Below are 15487 nucleotides of genomic sequence, written 5' to 3'. Positions count from 1 at the left end.
CTCGGGAAGAGATCGCCTTGGCCGGATAGCGCGGCCGCCTTGGTAATGTTGCCATATGCGTGGCGGGAGGCCGCAAGGCGCACCGTCAAATTCCGGCAACGCGCCGCGGAGTCGCCGCGGCGCTTCGACGAATCGGGACCGCTCAAAGGGGGCTCGGGCGTCGCTTAGAGGACATCTGACATGCAGTATTTGCTTTCGGCATCACGCCTCGCCCTTGGGGTCGGCTTCGCCGCGCTCGTCGCCCTTCCCGCCGCCGCGGTCCCGCTGGCGTCCGGCTCGAGCACCACGCTTCCGGGAACCACGGTCGCCGCCCGGCCGGAACTCGCCGGCGGGGTCATCGCCGACCGGCTCGTCGACTACGCCTTCACCGACGGCTCGGGCACGGGCCAGGTCCAGGAACGCGTGATCCGCGAAAACGGCACGGGCACGCTCGACTTCGCCTGGCGGGTCATTCCGGACGCGTCGAGCACGGACAATGTGCAGGACCTGCGCATCGCCGGTTTCTCGAATTTCATCACCGACGGCGACTACCGCACCGACGGCCTCGGGACCGTCCTGCCGATCTCCGCCTTCGTCTTCGGCGCCCCCTTTGCCGGAGACATCAATTTCCGCTTCGGCGATCCGACCGTAAGGACGGACGGCCTGCCGCCAACCGACCCGTCCTCGACCTTCATCTTCCTGAGGACCACGGCGACTCAATTCGCCGACACCGGCGATCTCGACCTCGCCCGGTCTTTCGCCAGTGTCATCACCAACGAGAATTCGACCTACGCGCCCCTCGCCTCGGCCCCCGAGCCGGCGAGTTGGGCGCTGATGATCCTGGGCTTTGGGGGCATGGGGGCGGCCCTTCGCCGCCGCCAGCAGCGCGCGATGACGGCGGCCTGACGTCCACAGGCCTCGCCGTGTCGCGGCGGGGCGTTGGCGCGATCCCTAGTCTCGCCAGCGTCCCGCCAGCGCCGCCACGCGCGGGCGCCGTGCTATCGGGCGGCCGCCGCCAATTCTGCATAGCGCGCCAAATAGTGGCTGCCCGGCGGCCAGCGCTCGCGGATGGCCGGACCCGCTTCGGCCAGCAAACGCGCCGCGGTCGCCTTCTGGCCGGTCTTGAGCAGGCAGCCGCCGCGGATCGTGTCGATCCATGCGCGCCGCCAAGGGTCGCCCGGGTAGTCGTGAGCCATGATCGGCGTCGCCTCGTCCAGACCCGCGAGGCCCGCCTTCACGTCTCCCCGCGCGCACTGAAGGTCGCTCAGCATGGCCATCGCCGGCGCGAGGCCGCGGTGTTTGTGCAGCCGCCCCGCCACGATCGCCTTTCGCAGAGCCGCCACCGCGCCCGCCGGGTCGCCCGTGGCGCGCAGCGCGATCCCGAGGTTCGTGTACATGAAGACGACGTCGGCCACGGTGTCGCTGCGCTGCGTCAGATTGATGTGGATGGCGCGATTCAGCAGCGGCAGGGCCTGGGCGTATTGGCGCTGCTCCACCTCGGTAAGGGCGACGTTGTTCAGGGCGGTGGCGACCACCGGATGGTCGGGCCCCAGCAGCCGCTCCTCGCTGGTCAGCTCCTGGCGCCACAGCCGCCCGGCCTGGGCCGAATCGTGACGCATGTAGGCGACGTAGCCCAGCCGGTTGAGGTCTTGCAGCACGAGGGGGTGATCGGTGCCCTGCAGGCGCGTTCGCAGCGCGAGCGCCTCTTGGAGCAGCGCAGGCGCCGCGGCCAGCTTGTTGGCGAGGATCTGGGTCGTGGCCAGCGCCTCAAGGTCCCGCGCCACATCGACCGACGCCGGCTTGGCGCGCCGGTCGGCGGCAAGGGCCTGTCGTGCGTCGCGCTCCCCGCGGGCCGGGTCGCCGCTGTTCGCGCGCGCCTCGCCCAGGCCGCTCAGAATCCGCGGAACCAGGTCCTCGCGATCGGCGCCCGGCGCGGCGGCAAGGGCCAGCGCCTGCTCGTAGGCCTTGATCGCCGCCTCGTCGTCGGCCGCCAACTCGCGAGTGTCGCCCAGGGCCAAGTACTGCCGAGCGCGCGTGCTTGGAGCCACGCCCCTTACCGACAACATCCGGCTGATCAAACCCGCGCCGTCATGCAACAGGCCGAGGTTGGTGTAGACCTCGCCCAGGGTGGTCCCGAGCTCCGCCTTCACGGTGGGCTCGCGCTCCAGGCCCTGGTCGATATGGGCCGCGCCACGGTTCAGGATCTCGCGGGCGGTGATCGTGGCCCCGCGCGATTCAGAAGGATCGGCCACGGCGAAGATGCTCTTCACGAACTCCACCGTGCGCTGCGCCGTAAGCGTCTTTTCCCGCGCGAGGTCCCGCTGCCGGACGGCCTCGTTGCGCGACACGATCGCCGTGGCCGCCAGCGCCGTCATCGCCGCAAACCCCGCCACAGAGGCGGTGGTGGCGATCATCATCCGCCTTTGCCGCCGCGCCGCCTCGCGTTGCCGCAGCTCGTCGAAGCCCACGCCGAGCACGCCGGCGATGAGCTTGAGCTTCGCCAATTCGCGGCCGTCCTGGCCGGGGCGGATGTCCGCGCCGAGCGGCTCTCCGCCGCCGCCTTCAAACAGCGCCGGCGGCAGGCACTCGAGATCGGAGTCCAGGTCCTCGCGGCGTGAGGCGTTCGGCTCGCCGCCGGCGATCACGCACTGGATGCGGTCCCGGCGGCCCATGGCCGTGAAGGCGCGGACCTCCTCGTTGACCCATCGCGATTTCGCGCCGTGCGGCGTGCAGACGACGATCAGGCTGCTGGATTGCTCCAGAGCCTCGCGCACGGACGCCGCCAGGTCCGACGAGGCCGCCAGTTCCTCGCGGTCCTGGAACAAGGGCGGAAGCCGAGATCCGATCGCGCCCAACGCGCCCTCACGCCCCCACAGAGCTTTCGGGACGCGATAGTTCTCGATCGCCCGGTGCAGCCACGATGCGGTGCGCCGGTCGCGATGATTGTAGCTGATGAAGGCGGCGTACTTCACAACCGCCGGCGGTCCATGATCAGGCCACGAGGCGCCGCCGATGGCGCAGCAGCGAGCCAACGGCGCCGAAGCCTGCAATCATCAAAGCCCAGCTCGCCGGCTCCGGAGTCCCACTGGAGCCCCGCAGGTCATTGTTGAAATGCCCTGGACAGGCGAGGTTCCCCGGGCCCCCGGAATCCGGGGCGCAAGGTGGGAACCCAGGCTGCGCCTCGGGGGCCACATTGTAGGCTTCGATCCCACGTCCGGGACCATTGAAGGTCACATCGAAATCCGCGAGGTTCGCGTCGCGCGGGTTCCAGAATGGATTGCCGAACACGCAGGAGTGGCAGGCGCCGTCGTCGCGGATCTCCATCTGGAACATGATGTGGCCCCCCGCGTCGTCCCAGTTGAACCAATGGTTGCCGAGTATTGACTGGTAGGACGTGATCTCCAGGGGCGCGCCGAGGCCGGGTGCGAACCAGGTCCCGTCGCCGAAGGAGGCGGTGCCGCCGGCGAGGCTCGCGGTCAACGGCAGCGGCGCACCGAAGCTCACCACACCCTCGCCGTAGACGTAGACATTGCTGGCGCCGAACCCGTCGTTAAACGCGTCAATGCCCGGGGTGCCGTCCAGGGTGAGCGTTGGACTGCAGGCGCTTCCGAGCGAGCAGCCCGCGAACGGCGTCGGGTTGGGATTGGTGGGCGTGTCCGCTACCAGCGGCCTCCCCGCGAACGCCGGCGCCGCTCCCCCGAGCAGCACGACAGCGGCCAATCCGGCTGCGCTGATGGCGCGCGCCCCAGCCTGTTTTGCGATACGCTTCGATTGCTTACGCATGTGAACCCACCCCGTTCGCCACCCCTCGCTCGGGGCGGCTTCCACGCCTGAATGGGGCCACGGCGGGCGCGGGACAGATAGACGCGCGGGACGACTTCTCGCCGATCTGAAGCCGATCTATTGCCGATCTTGCGGCGCCTTTCCCCTGTCGGGCGAATAGAGTCCCGCGGGGCGGCAAAACCGCCCTTGCGGTGGCGGGGCGGCGGCTGCTCTGATGTCACGTTCGATCGGGGCCGACATGAGTTCAACGACTTCGCCGCCACGGCCGCAGCTCGCGCTCTGCGTCGGCGTGACCGGGCATCGCCAGCTGACGGCCAAGGCGCAGGCGGCTTTGACGCCGGTGATCGCGCGGCTGTTGGCCGACCTGGCGTCGGTGACCCGGGCGCTGCACGGCGAGCATGCCGGCGTGTTCGCCCCGGACGAGGCGGCCTTCTACCTGCTGTCGGGCCTGGCGATCGGAACCGACCAGATGGCGGCGCGGCAGGCCCTGGCCGGCGGCTATGCGCTGCGCGCGGTCCTGCCGTTCGCGCCGGCGGTCTACCGCAAGGATTTCCGGGGCCGGGACGCCAAGGCGTTCGACGCCTTGCTGGCCCAGTCGCAGGCCTGGTCGCTGCCGCCTCAGGACGGGCCGCGCGAGAAGGCCTACGCCTGCGGCGGCGAGAGCACGGTCGCCCAGTCCGACCTGCTGGTCGCGGTCTGGGACGGCGAGCCGGCGCGCGGCCGGGGCGGCACGGCCGATGTCATCGAATACGCCGTGCGGCGCGGGGCGCCGGTGATCTGGATTCCGGCCGACGGGGTCTCGCCGCCCAGCGTCCTTTGGGCCGGCTTCGAGGGCTGGGCGCCCGACCGGCTGGACCGCGACTGCGTGCCCAGGCGCCTGCTGGACGCCGCCGTCCTCAAACAACTGCTCGAGGCGGTGCTGGCGCCGCCGAGCGATGGCGACGAGCGCGCCTGCGTCGCCTGGTACCTTTCCGAACGCAAGCCGCGGTGGCGCTGGCGGATGGAGTATCCCGCGCTCATGGCCCTGGTCGGCGCGCCGCTTCGCCCGACCCGCTGGGGCGGCGGCGAGGACTGGCAGACCTTCCGCGACCAGCCCGTGGCCGGCTCCGACGCCGCCGCCGGAGGGCTGGCCGTGCTGGAAGAGGCCTTCGTCTGGGCCGACGGGCTGGCCGACCACGTGGCCCAGAGCTACCGCAGCGGCCTGGTGTTCAACTATGTGGCGGCCGCGGGCTCGGTGCTGATGGCGTTGCTGGGCATCGTCCTGCCCCCGGCCCGGATCGGGCTGGAGCTTGCCGAACTCGCCCTGATCGCGCTCCTGATCCTCAACACCAGCGCCGGCGCGCGACGCCAATGGCACCGGCGTTGGCTGAACTACCGCTACCTCGCCGAACAGCTTCGGCCGCTGCGCAGCCTCAAGCTGCTGGGCGCAGCCACGCCGCCGCGGCAGGTCGCCGCCGCGATCGGGCCGGCGGGCCGATGGACCGATTGGTACGCCCGCGCCATCTGGCGCCAGATGGGGCCGCCACCCACCCTGGGCGGCGCCGAGGTGCTGGCGGAGCTGGTGGCGCACATCGCCGGCCAGGAGCTGGATTCGCAGGTGCGCTACAACGCCTCCAACGCCGAGCGCATGCACCGCGCCGACCATCGTCTGCACCTGGTGGGGACCGCGCTCTTCGTCATCACCGTCGCCGTGGGTCTGGCCTCCCTGGCCGGCCTTCTGCTGGGGGGCGCCGCGCTGCATCGCGCGTCGGTGTTTTCGATCCTGATCTCTGCGGGCCTGCCGACGGTCGGCGCGGCGCTGTTCGGCATCCGCGGGCAGGGCGACTTCGTCGGCGCCGCGGGCCGATCGAGCGAGACCGAGGCCCGGCTTCGCGCCGCGGCGGCGACCCTGCGCAGTCACCCCACCGACCTGATGCTGTCCTGCCGGGCGGCGGAGAACGCCGCGGCCACCATGCTGTCGGACCTCACCGATTGGCGCACCGCCTACCGCCACCGAAAGCTGGCGATACCGGCCTAGCTCGCGCCGCGGCCCAGCCGGTACATCCGCTGCACGCCGAAGGCCTTGGGGAGCTCCAGACGCCCGACATAGTCGCAGCCGAACCGTCCGGGCGCCTCCAGCGCCAGGATCGCGGCGAAGGGCTCGGTGACATAGACCGCGCCGGGCGGCGTGATCGGCTCGATGCGGGCGGTGCGCGAGACCTCGGTCCCGAAGAAGTTCAGGGATCCGGTGACGAAGTCCGGCCCGCGGTAGATCGGGCCCAGGTGCGCGCCGATCCGCATGCCCGCCGTGCGGTCGATCTCCAGCACCTGATGGTCGACGTTGGCCAGTTCGTCGTGCAGTTCGAGCGCGATGGCGGCGGCCTCCGCGGCGGTATCGATCACCGCATAGAGCGCGTCGCCCCAGGTGTTGCGGTAGGCGATCGCGCCCTCATGGCGCGCCAGGACGACCGCGATGCGCTGCATCACCTCGCGCCAGAAGGCCGGGAGCACGGCCTCGGAGAGCTTCGAAAACCCCGGGAAATCGGTGAAGATGATCGCCTTGACGACGCGGTCGGCCTGCGGCGGCGTCGGGCCTCCGACCGCGCGGCGGGCGGCGAAGCGCGGGACGACCGTCTCGGTGACGCCGCCGTGCGCCCGCCAGCGTGCGACATCGTCCGCCGTCAGGCCGGGCGCGCCGTCCCAGGCCGCGATCTGCACCGTCTGGGCGTCGAGCGCCGCGGCTCTCAGCTTCGCCATGCCCATGGCCACGTCGGCGCCGAACCGGATCTGGTGTGGGTCGCCCACATAGCTGGCTTCGGTGGCGTGGCTGACGCTGGCGGCCCGCTTGAGACAGGCTTCGAACCGCGCCGTCCAGCCAGCGTCACGGCCCACCGCCGCGGCGATGAAGTCGTCGGTGCGGAACGGCAGCACCACGTTCAGCTCGACGCCTAGTTCCAAGAGCCGCTCGGCGATGACGATGTCGGCCCCGGCCGCCAGCGCGCCATAGGCGAAGCCGACACCCTGGCGCCGCACGACGGCGTCGATCTCCTCGGCGAGCGCCGCCTCCCCCGCGGCGTCGGCCTCGAACATCTGGCCGCCGAACACCGCCACGGTCGGCGGCGCGAGGGGGGCCAGCAGCGCCTCCATCGTCTCGGCGTCGAGGTTCAGGCGCTGAGCGATCAGCCGCAGCTGCCGGCGCGTGCCCGCCCGGGCGCCGGGGTTGGCGTCGACCAGGGCGCAGCCCTCGGTCACGGCCTGCGCTGTCTCCGCCGTCCGTCCCAGGATCAGCAGCGCCTCGGCCCGGGTGACCGTGTCGTAGTAGCCCTCCGGCGTGCGGAGCCGCGGCATGTCCAGCAAGGCGGCCGCCAGCTCGCGGGCGCCATCGCCGTCACCGGCCAACAGCATCAGGCTGGCCGCGTTGATCCCCGGGAACGGATCGCCGAAGCGCTGGTAGGCGTCCCGGTAGGCTCCGATGGCCTCGGCCAGCTTCCCGCGATCGGGCGGCCTCTCGCTGAGCGCCATGTCCTTGAGAATCCGGGCGCGCAAGGAATGGGCGTCGAGCCCCTCGTCAGGCCCTGACAGGCCATGGACGTCATGCAGCGCCATGGCCTGGTCGAGCTTGCCCAACCGCGCGCAGGCCAGCACCAGGCCGTAGGCCAGCGCCTTGTCCTGCGAATGGATCAGCAGGCCCTCTTCGGCGATGTCGCAGGCCCGCAGCAGGTCGCCCTGCCGCAGCGCCTCGCGCGTGCGATCGATGAACCGGTTCTGCTCAGGGTCGGCCGAATTGAGCGCCATTGGGTTTCCGAGTCGCCATCTGCGTCATTCAGTCTCGTGAACAGGTTTGTGTCCAGGAAGCTGGAGGAGACCGCCATCGACGCCAGCGCCGCGGAAGCCTCATAGCGCCCCGAAAGCCTCGGCAGCTGGGCATGGCGCCAGGGTGCACGCCAGAACCGCGGACCGATCTATGCCCTATCCGAAGCCGATCTTTCGCCGACTCCGTTCGCCGACTCCAGTCTCCGAAACCATTGGTTGCAACTCTGGCGCTTAGCACCGAGCGTGCTAGCCTCGATTCGCTCTGGGGGGAGTGCGTCTGGATGGACCTAGCGGAAGAGGCGGCGTTCGCTCTCGGAAAGCTGCAGGTGTCGCCGTCGACCTGCACCGTGTGCTGGCCGGAGGGCCAGGAAGTCTTGCAGCCGCGCGTCATGCAGGCGCTGGTGCTGCTGGCAAAGGCCAACGGGGCGGTGGTGTCACGCGATGGGTTGATCGCGGCCTGTTGGGACGGGCGCGTTGTCGGCGAGGACGCCATCACCCGCGTCATGGTCCAACTTCGCCAGCTCGCCCACCGGACGGGCGGCGCGGCCTTCAGCCTCCAGACCATTCCCCGGGTGGGCTATCAACTAACCGCGGCGGACAGCGAGGTTGCGCCGCCACGGCCAGGCTTTCGGCTGGGTCGCCGGACGCTGATCGCGGGCGGCGCGGCGGCGGCCCTGATCGCCGGCGCCGGCGCGGTCGCGGTGTGGGACTGGCGGCGGCCAGGGCGGCAGGAGCCCCTGACCCTTGCGGTCCTGCCGTTCAACAACCTGAGCATCGATCCGGGCACGGCCTATCTGTCGGCCGGCCTGACCCGCGCCGTGCGCGATGGCCTGAGCCAGATCGGCGGCCTGCGGGTCATCGCCGACGCCTCGTCCTCGGCGCTGTCGGAGAAGAAGTTGAGCCTGGCCGAAATCGCCAGGCGCCTGGGCGCGGACCTGCTGCTCACCGGCGCGGTGACCGAGAACGCCGGAGCGGTGCGGATCAGTCTCGAACTGGTCGACCCCAAAAGCGGCCTGGAGGTCTGGAGCCGCACCACGGACGGCCGCGTCGACGACCTCTTCCGGCTGCTGGACACCGCCTCGGCCGAGGCGCTTGCCGCGCTGAGCGCCCGCGTCGGCCCCGACCGCCTGCGCGCGCCGTCGGCGCAGCGGCCCCGCAACCCGATCGCCTTCCGCAATATCCTGGAGGCCGACGACCTCCTGGAGCGCACGCGCACCCTGCGGATGGTCGGGAACGACGCGGAGGGCCTCGACGCCGCCGACCGCGCGTGGGACCTGGCCCAGGCCTCGCTGAAGATCGACCCCAACGACGTCGGCGCGCTGCTGGTGGTCGCCACCCTGACCCGGAACGGTTGGACCCGCGCGCTCGCGGCCCAGCCCGCGACGCAGGCCGAGCGGGCGGCGGCCTCGGCTGACGTCATCCGCCGGGCGCTGACGGCTGACCCCAACGATCCCGCCGCGCTCGCCGCGCTCGGTGACTACTATCGCCGCTTCGAATGGCGCTGGAAGGAGGCCGAGACCCTGTTCCGCCGCGCCATCGCCGGCAACCCCAACCTGATCGAGGCCCACTGGGCCTACGGCTATGAGCTGGGCGAGCTCGGCCGCTCGAAGGAAGGGCTGGTCCACGCCCGCGAGGTGTTTCGCCTGGATCCGGAAGACCCCTACCGGCGCATCGCCCTGCCGCGCCTGCTCTACCTCGTCGAGGGCGGACGGGAGGCGGCGCTCAAACGCTACGACATCGAGCTGGCGGCCGCCCCGGAGAACGTCTTCCTGGTCCAGGAAATCTACCAGACCTACCTGGCGGAGGGGAATGTCGGCGCGCTGCGGCGCTTCAAGGCCAAGGTCGCCGAGCTCTGGAAAGGCCGGCAGGTCCCGCCGAAGATCTCTGCGCTGATGACCCGCACCGACGCCGCGGTGGCCGCCCTGCGCGGGGCGCCCGACCGGCTGGTGGCCCTGGTCGACGCCGACGTGGCGGCCTACGACGCCGCCGGGCGAGGCGTGGCGGCGACCCAGCATGGCCGGGCCAGCGTCGACCTGCTCTACATCTGGGCCCTGGAGTACGGCTGGGCCGGGGCCACCGGCCGCGCGCTCGACCTGCTGGCCCGCGCGCTCGCCGGCCATTCGCTCTACTATGTCGCCGCGTTGCCTTACGGCCCCGCCGAGTTCCCCGAGCCGATGCGCAGCGACCCGCGCTACGCCGCGCTCTGGCGCAGCGACCCGCACCTGATCGAACTGATGGAGTCTCGCCGATCGGCCCGCGCCGCCGGCCAGACCGCCGGCCCGGTCAAGCGCGGCCCGGATTGGTCATAGCGCGGCCACGCCCAACGGCGCTGACCACAGCCCTGCGACGATGGCCGGCTACAGGACCACGTCGAGCGGTTCCGCGGCGTAGCGACGACGCGCGGAAGCCGTCTGCGAAAATTCCTCCTGGACCGCTGTAACTCCGCCGGTGGTTTCGGCGAATTGACGTCCGTCAGGCGGCGCAAAGAGCTCGCCGCTTCGGAGCCTCGCCGTGTCCGTCTCCCAGCAGGTGAATTCCGAGGCGCTGCAGCCGCCATCGGCGACAGCGGCGGAGGCCTCCGAATCGGCCGAGATCACCGACCTCACCCGACATGGGCTGCGCCGCTTTGCGGCGGGCGACGTCGAGCAGGCGAGCCGCATCTTCACCGCACTGGTCGGAGGCTGGCCGGAGCACGCGCTGTCGTGGAACCTCCACGCCATGGCCCTCACCGGCCTGGAACGGCGCGAAGAGGCGATCGCCGCGCTGCGCCGGTCTCTGGATATCGATGCGAACCAGGCCGAGGTCTGGGCGAGCCTGGCGAGTTCCCTCGCCCAGCTGCAGCGCTGGGACGATGCTGACGCCGCCGGCGAGGCCGCGGTCGCCCTCGCCGGCGAGTCCGCGGAGATCTGGCAGATCCGCGCCAACGGTCGGACGGCGCGGAACGACTTCCGGGGCGCCAGCGAGGCGCTGGCCGCAGCGGCAGACCTCGATCCCGACAACGCGGCCCTCCGCGCCAACCTCGGGGCCGCCCTCCTCAAGTGCGGCCGCTTCCCCGAAGCCGACGCGGCTTTTGCGCGGGCGCTCGATCTCGATCCGGAGTCCGGACCGATCGCCGAGGGCAAACGGCTGTGCGCCGTGATCGTCGGCGCCCTCCGGGACGCCTCAGCGGAAACGCTCGTGCGGGTTTGCGCCGGCGCGGACGCCGACGTCGACAGGCTCTTCAAGACCGCTCTGCTGCTGCTCGGCGCCGGCGATCAAGCGGACGCGGCCGCGCGCGTGGCGGAGGCATGGGTCGAGCGCCGGCCGGACTGCGTGGAGGCGCTGTATTTCCGGGACGCCCAATCGTCGCGCGGCGCGGCGCGGCCGCCGGCGGCGCTGGTCAGGCAGCAGTTCGACGACGCCGCCGAAACCTTCGACCAGCACCTGGTGGGCCAGTTGGCCTATGACGGGCCCTCCCAGCTCGCCGCCCTGATAGCCGCTTGCGAGGCGCGGCAGGGCCAGCTCGAGACCCTGGACCTGGGCTGCGGCACGGGGCTGTGCGGCGAAGTGCTGCGACCCTACGCCAAACGGCTCGTCGGGATCGATCTGTCCGGAGGCATGCTGGCCAAGGCGCGCGAACGGGCGCTCTACGACCGCCTCGAGGAGGGCGACGCCATCGAGGTCATGCTCACTTTGGGCGAGAGGTGGGACCTGATCGTTGCGTTCGACACCTTGCCCTATCTGGGCGGGCTGGAGAGCTTGTTCGAGGTGGTCGCCGCGGTCCTGCGGCCGGGAGGCTGGTTCGCCCTATCTACCGAGCACATCGAGGGCGAAGGCTACCAGCTGCGCGGCAACGGCCGCTTCGCCCATTCGGCCGGCTATCTTGCGCACCTGGCGGTCGGGCGGTTCGACATCGCCGTCCACCATCGAAGCCTGCTGCGGCGCGAAGCAGGGCAGGCCGTCGAAGGCGGCTACTTCCTGCTGCGCCGCGTGACCTGACTCAGCAGGCGAAGCTGGCCGGCGCCTCGGGGCCGGATGGCGCGGCCGCCTTGGCGCGGGCCGCCTGAACAGCGCAGAGGGATCCGGGAATAGAATCGAGGTTCCGCGAGTCATCTAAGGAACGGCCGCCGGCCCGACCGGCCGCGCGGCGCTCGCATGCCCATCGGGCGGCGCCGGCCGAACAAGCGGCCGCAGCGCCTCCGGTCGCGGCGCAAGGTCGAGTTGAGGCCCTCGGTTGCGCCCCGTCTTGGGGCGGTGGGACCGCGGTTGAGGCCACGCTTACGCGGACGGGAGGGGCTCATGGAACGCTATCGCGCGGTGCTGACGAGTCTTCGCGCCAACCACTTCCTCGATCCCGGCGGATCGAACCTCGACCAGTTCGAAGCATCGATCGCGGCGGCCCTCCGCACCGCCCGCAGCCATCAGGGGGCGGGCCCGCTGTTCGGGGACGCGGACGCGCCTCCGCCGGACCCCGCCGCCACGCCATGGACGGTTCCAGATCGTCTGGCGGACGACCTCGTCCGTCACATGGACGGCCTCCCCGATCTGCTGGCCGGGACCGTGAAGTCGAACCATCCGCGAATGGTCAAGAACGTCATCCCGACGCCCACCCTGGCCTATCTGTCGAGCTACGTCGCCGCCGCGGTCTACATGGGGAACGGCGTCAGCGCGGAGGACGCCGGCGCCGCCCTGCAGGCCGAGATCGATCTGGCGCGCCTCTACGCCGGTCTGGCGGGCTATGACGGCGCGGAGGCCGGCGGCCTGTTCACCTTCGGCGGCACGGCCACCAATCTGTACGCCTTCCGGATGGGATTGCTGAACGTCGATCCGGACGCCCTGCTCCGCGGGGTCTCGCGCGATGTCGTCGTGGTGGGCTCGCGTCCCGCCCACTATTCTCACCAGACGGCGGTCTCCTGGCTGGGCCTCGGGCGCGACAACTATCTGATGGCGCGCTCTCACCGCGATCAGACGACCGATCTCGAGGATCTCGATCGGATCTGCCGCGCGCAGATCGCCGCCGGCAGGAGGATCGCCTGCATCGTGGGCGTCGGCGGCACCACCTCCTGCATGGGCATCGACGATTTCGCCCAGCTGTCCGGCCTGATCGATCGTCTGGTGGAGGACTTCGGCCTTCCCTATCGGCCGCATCTGCACGCCGACAGCGTCATCGGTTGGGCCTACCTTCATTTCTCGGCCTATGATTTCGCGGGAAATCCGCTCGGCTTCCGTGAAGAGGTCCTCGGCCGCCTCTGGCGGATCTCATCGAAAATCCGCACCCTGAGGTGGGCTGACAGCTTCGGGATCGATTTTCATAAGACCGGCTACGCGCCCTACGTCTCCAGCATGCTGGTCGCCAAACGCCGGGCAAAGCTCGCCGCCCTCGGCCGAGAAAGCGACATGATGACGCCGCTGTTTCACGACGCGGTCGCTTACAACCCCGGGAAGTACAGCCTCGAGACGTCGCGCTCTTCGGCCAACATGGTGGCGACCCTCATGTCGGTGTCGGCCCTCGGCCTGGAAGGGTTCCAGGTGCTGCTCGGCCACGCTCAGGACATCTCCATGCGCATCAAGCGCGATGTCGGACGTCGCGGATCGGGCCTGCTGGTGGTCAATCCGGATTCATCGGGGTCCGACGTCTTCATCCGCGCCTACCCGCCAGAGATGGACGGGGACGCCACGTTCCGAACGGAGATGTCGTGCGCCGCCGCCCGCAAGGCGATCACCGACTACAACGATGCGTTCTTCCAGTTCCTGGGCCGCCACTACGCCTCCGGCGAAACGGGGCTCGCGGTCAGCAAGACGTCCGCCGCCTTCTACACCGAGGCGGGCGATCCGGTGGTGGCCTTGCGCCTGTACATCCTCAATCCGTTCCTGGACGCCGAGGCGGCGACGGACCTGGTCGACACCCTGGCGGAGGCCAAGACCCGGTTCGACGCTGGCCGGGCCGTTGAGACCAGAGGGTCGGTCACGCCCCCTGCTCCTGAGACTGCGACCGCTTGAGCGCCAGGGCTTCGGCGCCGATCCGGACCCTGAGCATGACGGCGTTCAAGGCTGAGAACAGCAGCGCGAAGCCGGTCAGGCCGAACGCCAGGGGCAGCAAGGCGATCTCGCCGGCCACCACCACATAGTTCGGGTGGGCGAGGAACCGGTAAGGGCCCCGGCGGATCAGCGGCGAATCCGGCAGGGTGATGATCCGGGTGGTCCAGCGGTCTCCGAGACTGGCGACCACCCAGATCCGGGCCGCTTGCAGCACGACGAAGAGCCCTAGGCAGACCGGGTCGATCGGCCGATGACGCGCCAACACCCAGAGGCCGACGAGCCAGGCGGCGTGGAGGGCGACCATATAGGGATAGTGGGCCCGCCCCGACTCCATGGCGCCCCGCGCCAGCAGCCGCCGCGTATTCCGCGCCGCCAGGATCAGTTCGCCCAGACGCTGGCCCGTCACAAGCGCCAGGACGATCTCGGCGGCGGTCAATTGGTCCGCCGCAGGGTGACGCTACTGGCGGTGAAGCCTGGGCCGAGCGCGGTCAGGACGGAGAGATCCGGCAAGCCGGCGCGCCGCGCCCGATCGAGGACGAAGAGCACGGTCGGGGCCGACATATTCCCGTGGTCGGCGAGCACGTCGCGCTCATGATCGAGCTGGCCCTGATGCAGGCCGAGGGTGGCCTCCAAAGCCTCGATCACCTTCATGCCGCCCGGGTGGCAGAGGAACCGGTCGACGTCGCCGAGCTCGCGCCGGTCGGCGGCGAGCATGCAGACCATGGCCGCGCGCAGATGTTGCTTGGCGAAGGTGGGTATCGACCGCGCGAGGATGACCCCCAGCCCCTTGGGTTCGACGCGCCAGCCCATGATGTCGAGGGTGTCCGGCCAGGTCCGCTCGGCGCTCGCCTCAACCTCGGCGAACCCTTCGCCGTCGCTCGCGAGGACGCAGGCCGCGGCGCCGTCGCCGAACAGCGCCGTGGCGACGATGTCGGCCTTGCTCAGGTCCTCGAGACGGAACGCCAGGCTGCACAGCTCGACCGTGACCAGCAGCACGATCGCGCGCGGCGAGGCCCGGGCCAGGGCGCTCGCGAGCCCCAAGCCGGTGGCGCCGCCGGCGCAGCCCAGACCGAACACCGGAACGCGCTTGACGTCGGGCCGCAACCCCAGCCGGGCCATGGCCCGCGCTTCGAGGCTCGGGGTGGCGATGCCCGTCGAGGACACCGTGACAACGATGTCCACGTCCGCGCCGCGGAGCCCGGCCCTTGCGAGCGCCAGCTCGGCGGCCTGAACGAACAGATCGACCCCACCCTCGAGATAGGCGGCGGTGCGCTCCGGCCAGCCGCGAGGCTCCAGATACCACTCGATTGGCTGCACGGCCTGCCGGGTGCGGACGCCGGCCGTCTTGAAGACCCCCGCCATCCGCTCGAACTGCGGGAAGCGGTCCTGGAATAGCCGGCGCGCCGCCTCGGCCACATCGACCTGCGCCAGGACGTGCGGCGGCGAGGCGGTCGCGAGCGACAGCAGGGCGACCGGGGCCTGGGCGCGGCTCATGCGATCACCTTTTCGGCGAAGCGCTCCATCTCCTCGTACTGCGGGCTCATCTGCAGCAGGAGCAGGTCGAGGCCGGCGGCCTCGTAGGCGGCGATGCGCTGCTTGATCTGCTCGGCCGTGCCGATGAGGTTGGGGCGCAGTCCGCGGTTGGAGACGGAGTACTCGGCGATCTTCATCTCGCGCTCGAGCTGGGTGCCGCTGAGCCACTGGTCGTAGTTGCCGAAACCCGGGGCGTTGGGGTCCAGCGTGGTGATCCGGGCGACTTCCTCGCGGGCCTCCGCCTCGGTGTCGCGCACGATGGCGTAGGCGGCCATGCCGAAGCTCATCGGCGGCTTGCCGGTCTTCTCCCGGCGCGCGCGCATGTCGGCGATCTTCTCGGCGATCACGTCGGCGGTGTCGCCGTGCATGACATAGGCGTCGC

11 protein-coding genes are annotated in these 15487 nt (G+C 70.8%); 5 read left to right on the top strand and 6 right to left on the bottom strand.

From position 1 onward, the window contains the following. Positions 1–180: 180 nt before the first annotated feature. Entirely contained in the window at positions 181–885 is a 705-nt protein-coding gene (locus VKQ35_RS08085) for a PEPxxWA-CTERM sorting domain-containing protein (protein ID WP_324360351.1), read from the top strand. A gap of 92 nt (positions 886–977) precedes the next feature. Here VKQ35_RS08085 and VKQ35_RS08080 read toward each other — a convergent pair whose 3' ends face one another. Together VKQ35_RS08080 and VKQ35_RS08075 are read right to left on the bottom strand one after the other, a co-directional pair. Next, positions 978–2951, bottom strand: a complete 1974-nt coding sequence (locus VKQ35_RS08080) for a toll/interleukin-1 receptor domain-containing protein (RefSeq protein ID WP_324360349.1) — start codon at positions 2949–2951, stop codon at positions 978–980. Between the two features lie 19 nt (positions 2952–2970). Further along, positions 2971–3762 (bottom strand): PEPxxWA-CTERM sorting domain-containing protein, encoded by a 792-nt coding sequence (locus VKQ35_RS08075; RefSeq protein ID WP_324360347.1) that lies wholly within the window; start codon positions 3760–3762, stop codon positions 2971–2973. A gap of 238 nt (positions 3763–4000) precedes the next feature. On the opposite strand from VKQ35_RS08075, the gene VKQ35_RS08070 reads away from it, so the two are divergent. After that, positions 4001–5779 carry a hypothetical protein gene (locus VKQ35_RS08070; RefSeq protein ID WP_324360345.1) on the top strand — a complete coding sequence of 593 codons (1779 nt, stop codon included), beginning with the start codon at positions 4001–4003 and terminating at the stop codon, positions 5777–5779. Here VKQ35_RS08070 and VKQ35_RS08065 read toward each other — a convergent pair. Beyond that, entirely contained in the window at positions 5776–7536 is a 1761-nt protein-coding gene (locus tag VKQ35_RS08065; protein ID WP_324360343.1) for a TRAFs-binding domain-containing protein, read from the bottom strand. The two genes, VKQ35_RS08070 and VKQ35_RS08065, sit on opposite strands and share 4 nt — an antisense overlap. A gap of 299 nt (positions 7537–7835) precedes the next feature. On the opposite strand from VKQ35_RS08065, the gene VKQ35_RS08060 reads away from it, so the two are divergent. The 3 genes from VKQ35_RS08060 to VKQ35_RS08050 all read left to right on the top strand — a co-directional run bounded on the left by VKQ35_RS08060 (position 7836) and on the right by VKQ35_RS08050 (position 13533). Beyond that, complete coding sequence (locus tag VKQ35_RS08060; protein ID WP_324360341.1) at positions 7836–9863, top strand: winged helix-turn-helix domain-containing protein; 2028 nt, start codon at positions 7836–7838, stop codon at positions 9861–9863. A gap of 202 nt (positions 9864–10065) precedes the next feature. Continuing rightward, positions 10066–11532, top strand: a complete 1467-nt coding sequence (locus tag VKQ35_RS08055; protein ID WP_324360339.1) for a methyltransferase — start codon at positions 10066–10068, stop codon at positions 11530–11532. A gap of 300 nt (positions 11533–11832) precedes the next feature. Beyond that, entirely contained in the window at positions 11833–13533 is a 1701-nt protein-coding gene (locus tag VKQ35_RS08050; RefSeq protein WP_324360337.1) for a hypothetical protein, read from the top strand. Here VKQ35_RS08050 and VKQ35_RS08045 read toward each other — a convergent pair. From VKQ35_RS08045 to VKQ35_RS08035, 3 genes are all read right to left on the bottom strand, one after another. Next, on the bottom strand, positions 13499–14008 hold the full coding sequence (locus VKQ35_RS08045) for an isoprenylcysteine carboxyl methyltransferase family protein (RefSeq protein ID WP_324360335.1): 510 nt from the start codon (positions 14006–14008) through the stop codon (positions 13499–13501). The two genes, VKQ35_RS08050 and VKQ35_RS08045, sit on opposite strands and share 35 nt — an antisense overlap. Next, a complete protein-coding gene (locus tag VKQ35_RS08040) occupies positions 14005–15066 on the bottom strand; it encodes a type III polyketide synthase (protein WP_324360333.1) in 1062 nt (353 codons plus the stop codon). The genes VKQ35_RS08045 and VKQ35_RS08040 overlap by 4 nt, the downstream gene beginning before the upstream one ends. Continuing rightward, positions 15063–15487: LLM class flavin-dependent oxidoreductase (locus tag VKQ35_RS08035; RefSeq protein WP_324360331.1), on the bottom strand; the 425-nt coding region annotated here is incomplete at its 5' end. The genes VKQ35_RS08040 and VKQ35_RS08035, both read right to left, overlap by 4 nt.

Source organism: Phenylobacterium sp., assembly GCF_035309685.1.
GTDB lineage: Bacteria > Pseudomonadota > Alphaproteobacteria > Caulobacterales > Caulobacteraceae > Phenylobacterium.
This window is presented reverse-complemented; position numbering and strand designations above follow the sequence as displayed.

Coding starts and splice junctions, on each gene's coding strand:
- VKQ35_RS08085 (WP_324360351.1), top strand. CDS start 181: ATGCAGTATTTGCTTTCGGCATCACGCCTCGCCCTTGGGGTCGGCTTC.
- VKQ35_RS08075 (WP_324360347.1), bottom strand. CDS start 3,762: ATGCGTAAGCAATCGAAGCGTATCGCAAAACAGGCTGGGGCGCGCGCC.
- VKQ35_RS08070 (WP_324360345.1), top strand. CDS start 4,001: ATGAGTTCAACGACTTCGCCGCCACGGCCGCAGCTCGCGCTCTGCGTC.
- VKQ35_RS08065 (WP_324360343.1), bottom strand. CDS start 7,536: ATGGCGCTCAATTCGGCCGACCCTGAGCAGAACCGGTTCATCGATCGC.
- VKQ35_RS08060 (WP_324360341.1), top strand. CDS start 7,836: ATGGACCTAGCGGAAGAGGCGGCGTTCGCTCTCGGAAAGCTGCAGGTG.
- VKQ35_RS08050 (WP_324360337.1), top strand. CDS start 11,833: ATGGAACGCTATCGCGCGGTGCTGACGAGTCTTCGCGCCAACCACTTC.
- VKQ35_RS08040 (WP_324360333.1), bottom strand. CDS start 15,066: ATGAGCCGCGCCCAGGCCCCGGTCGCCCTGCTGTCGCTCGCGACCGCC.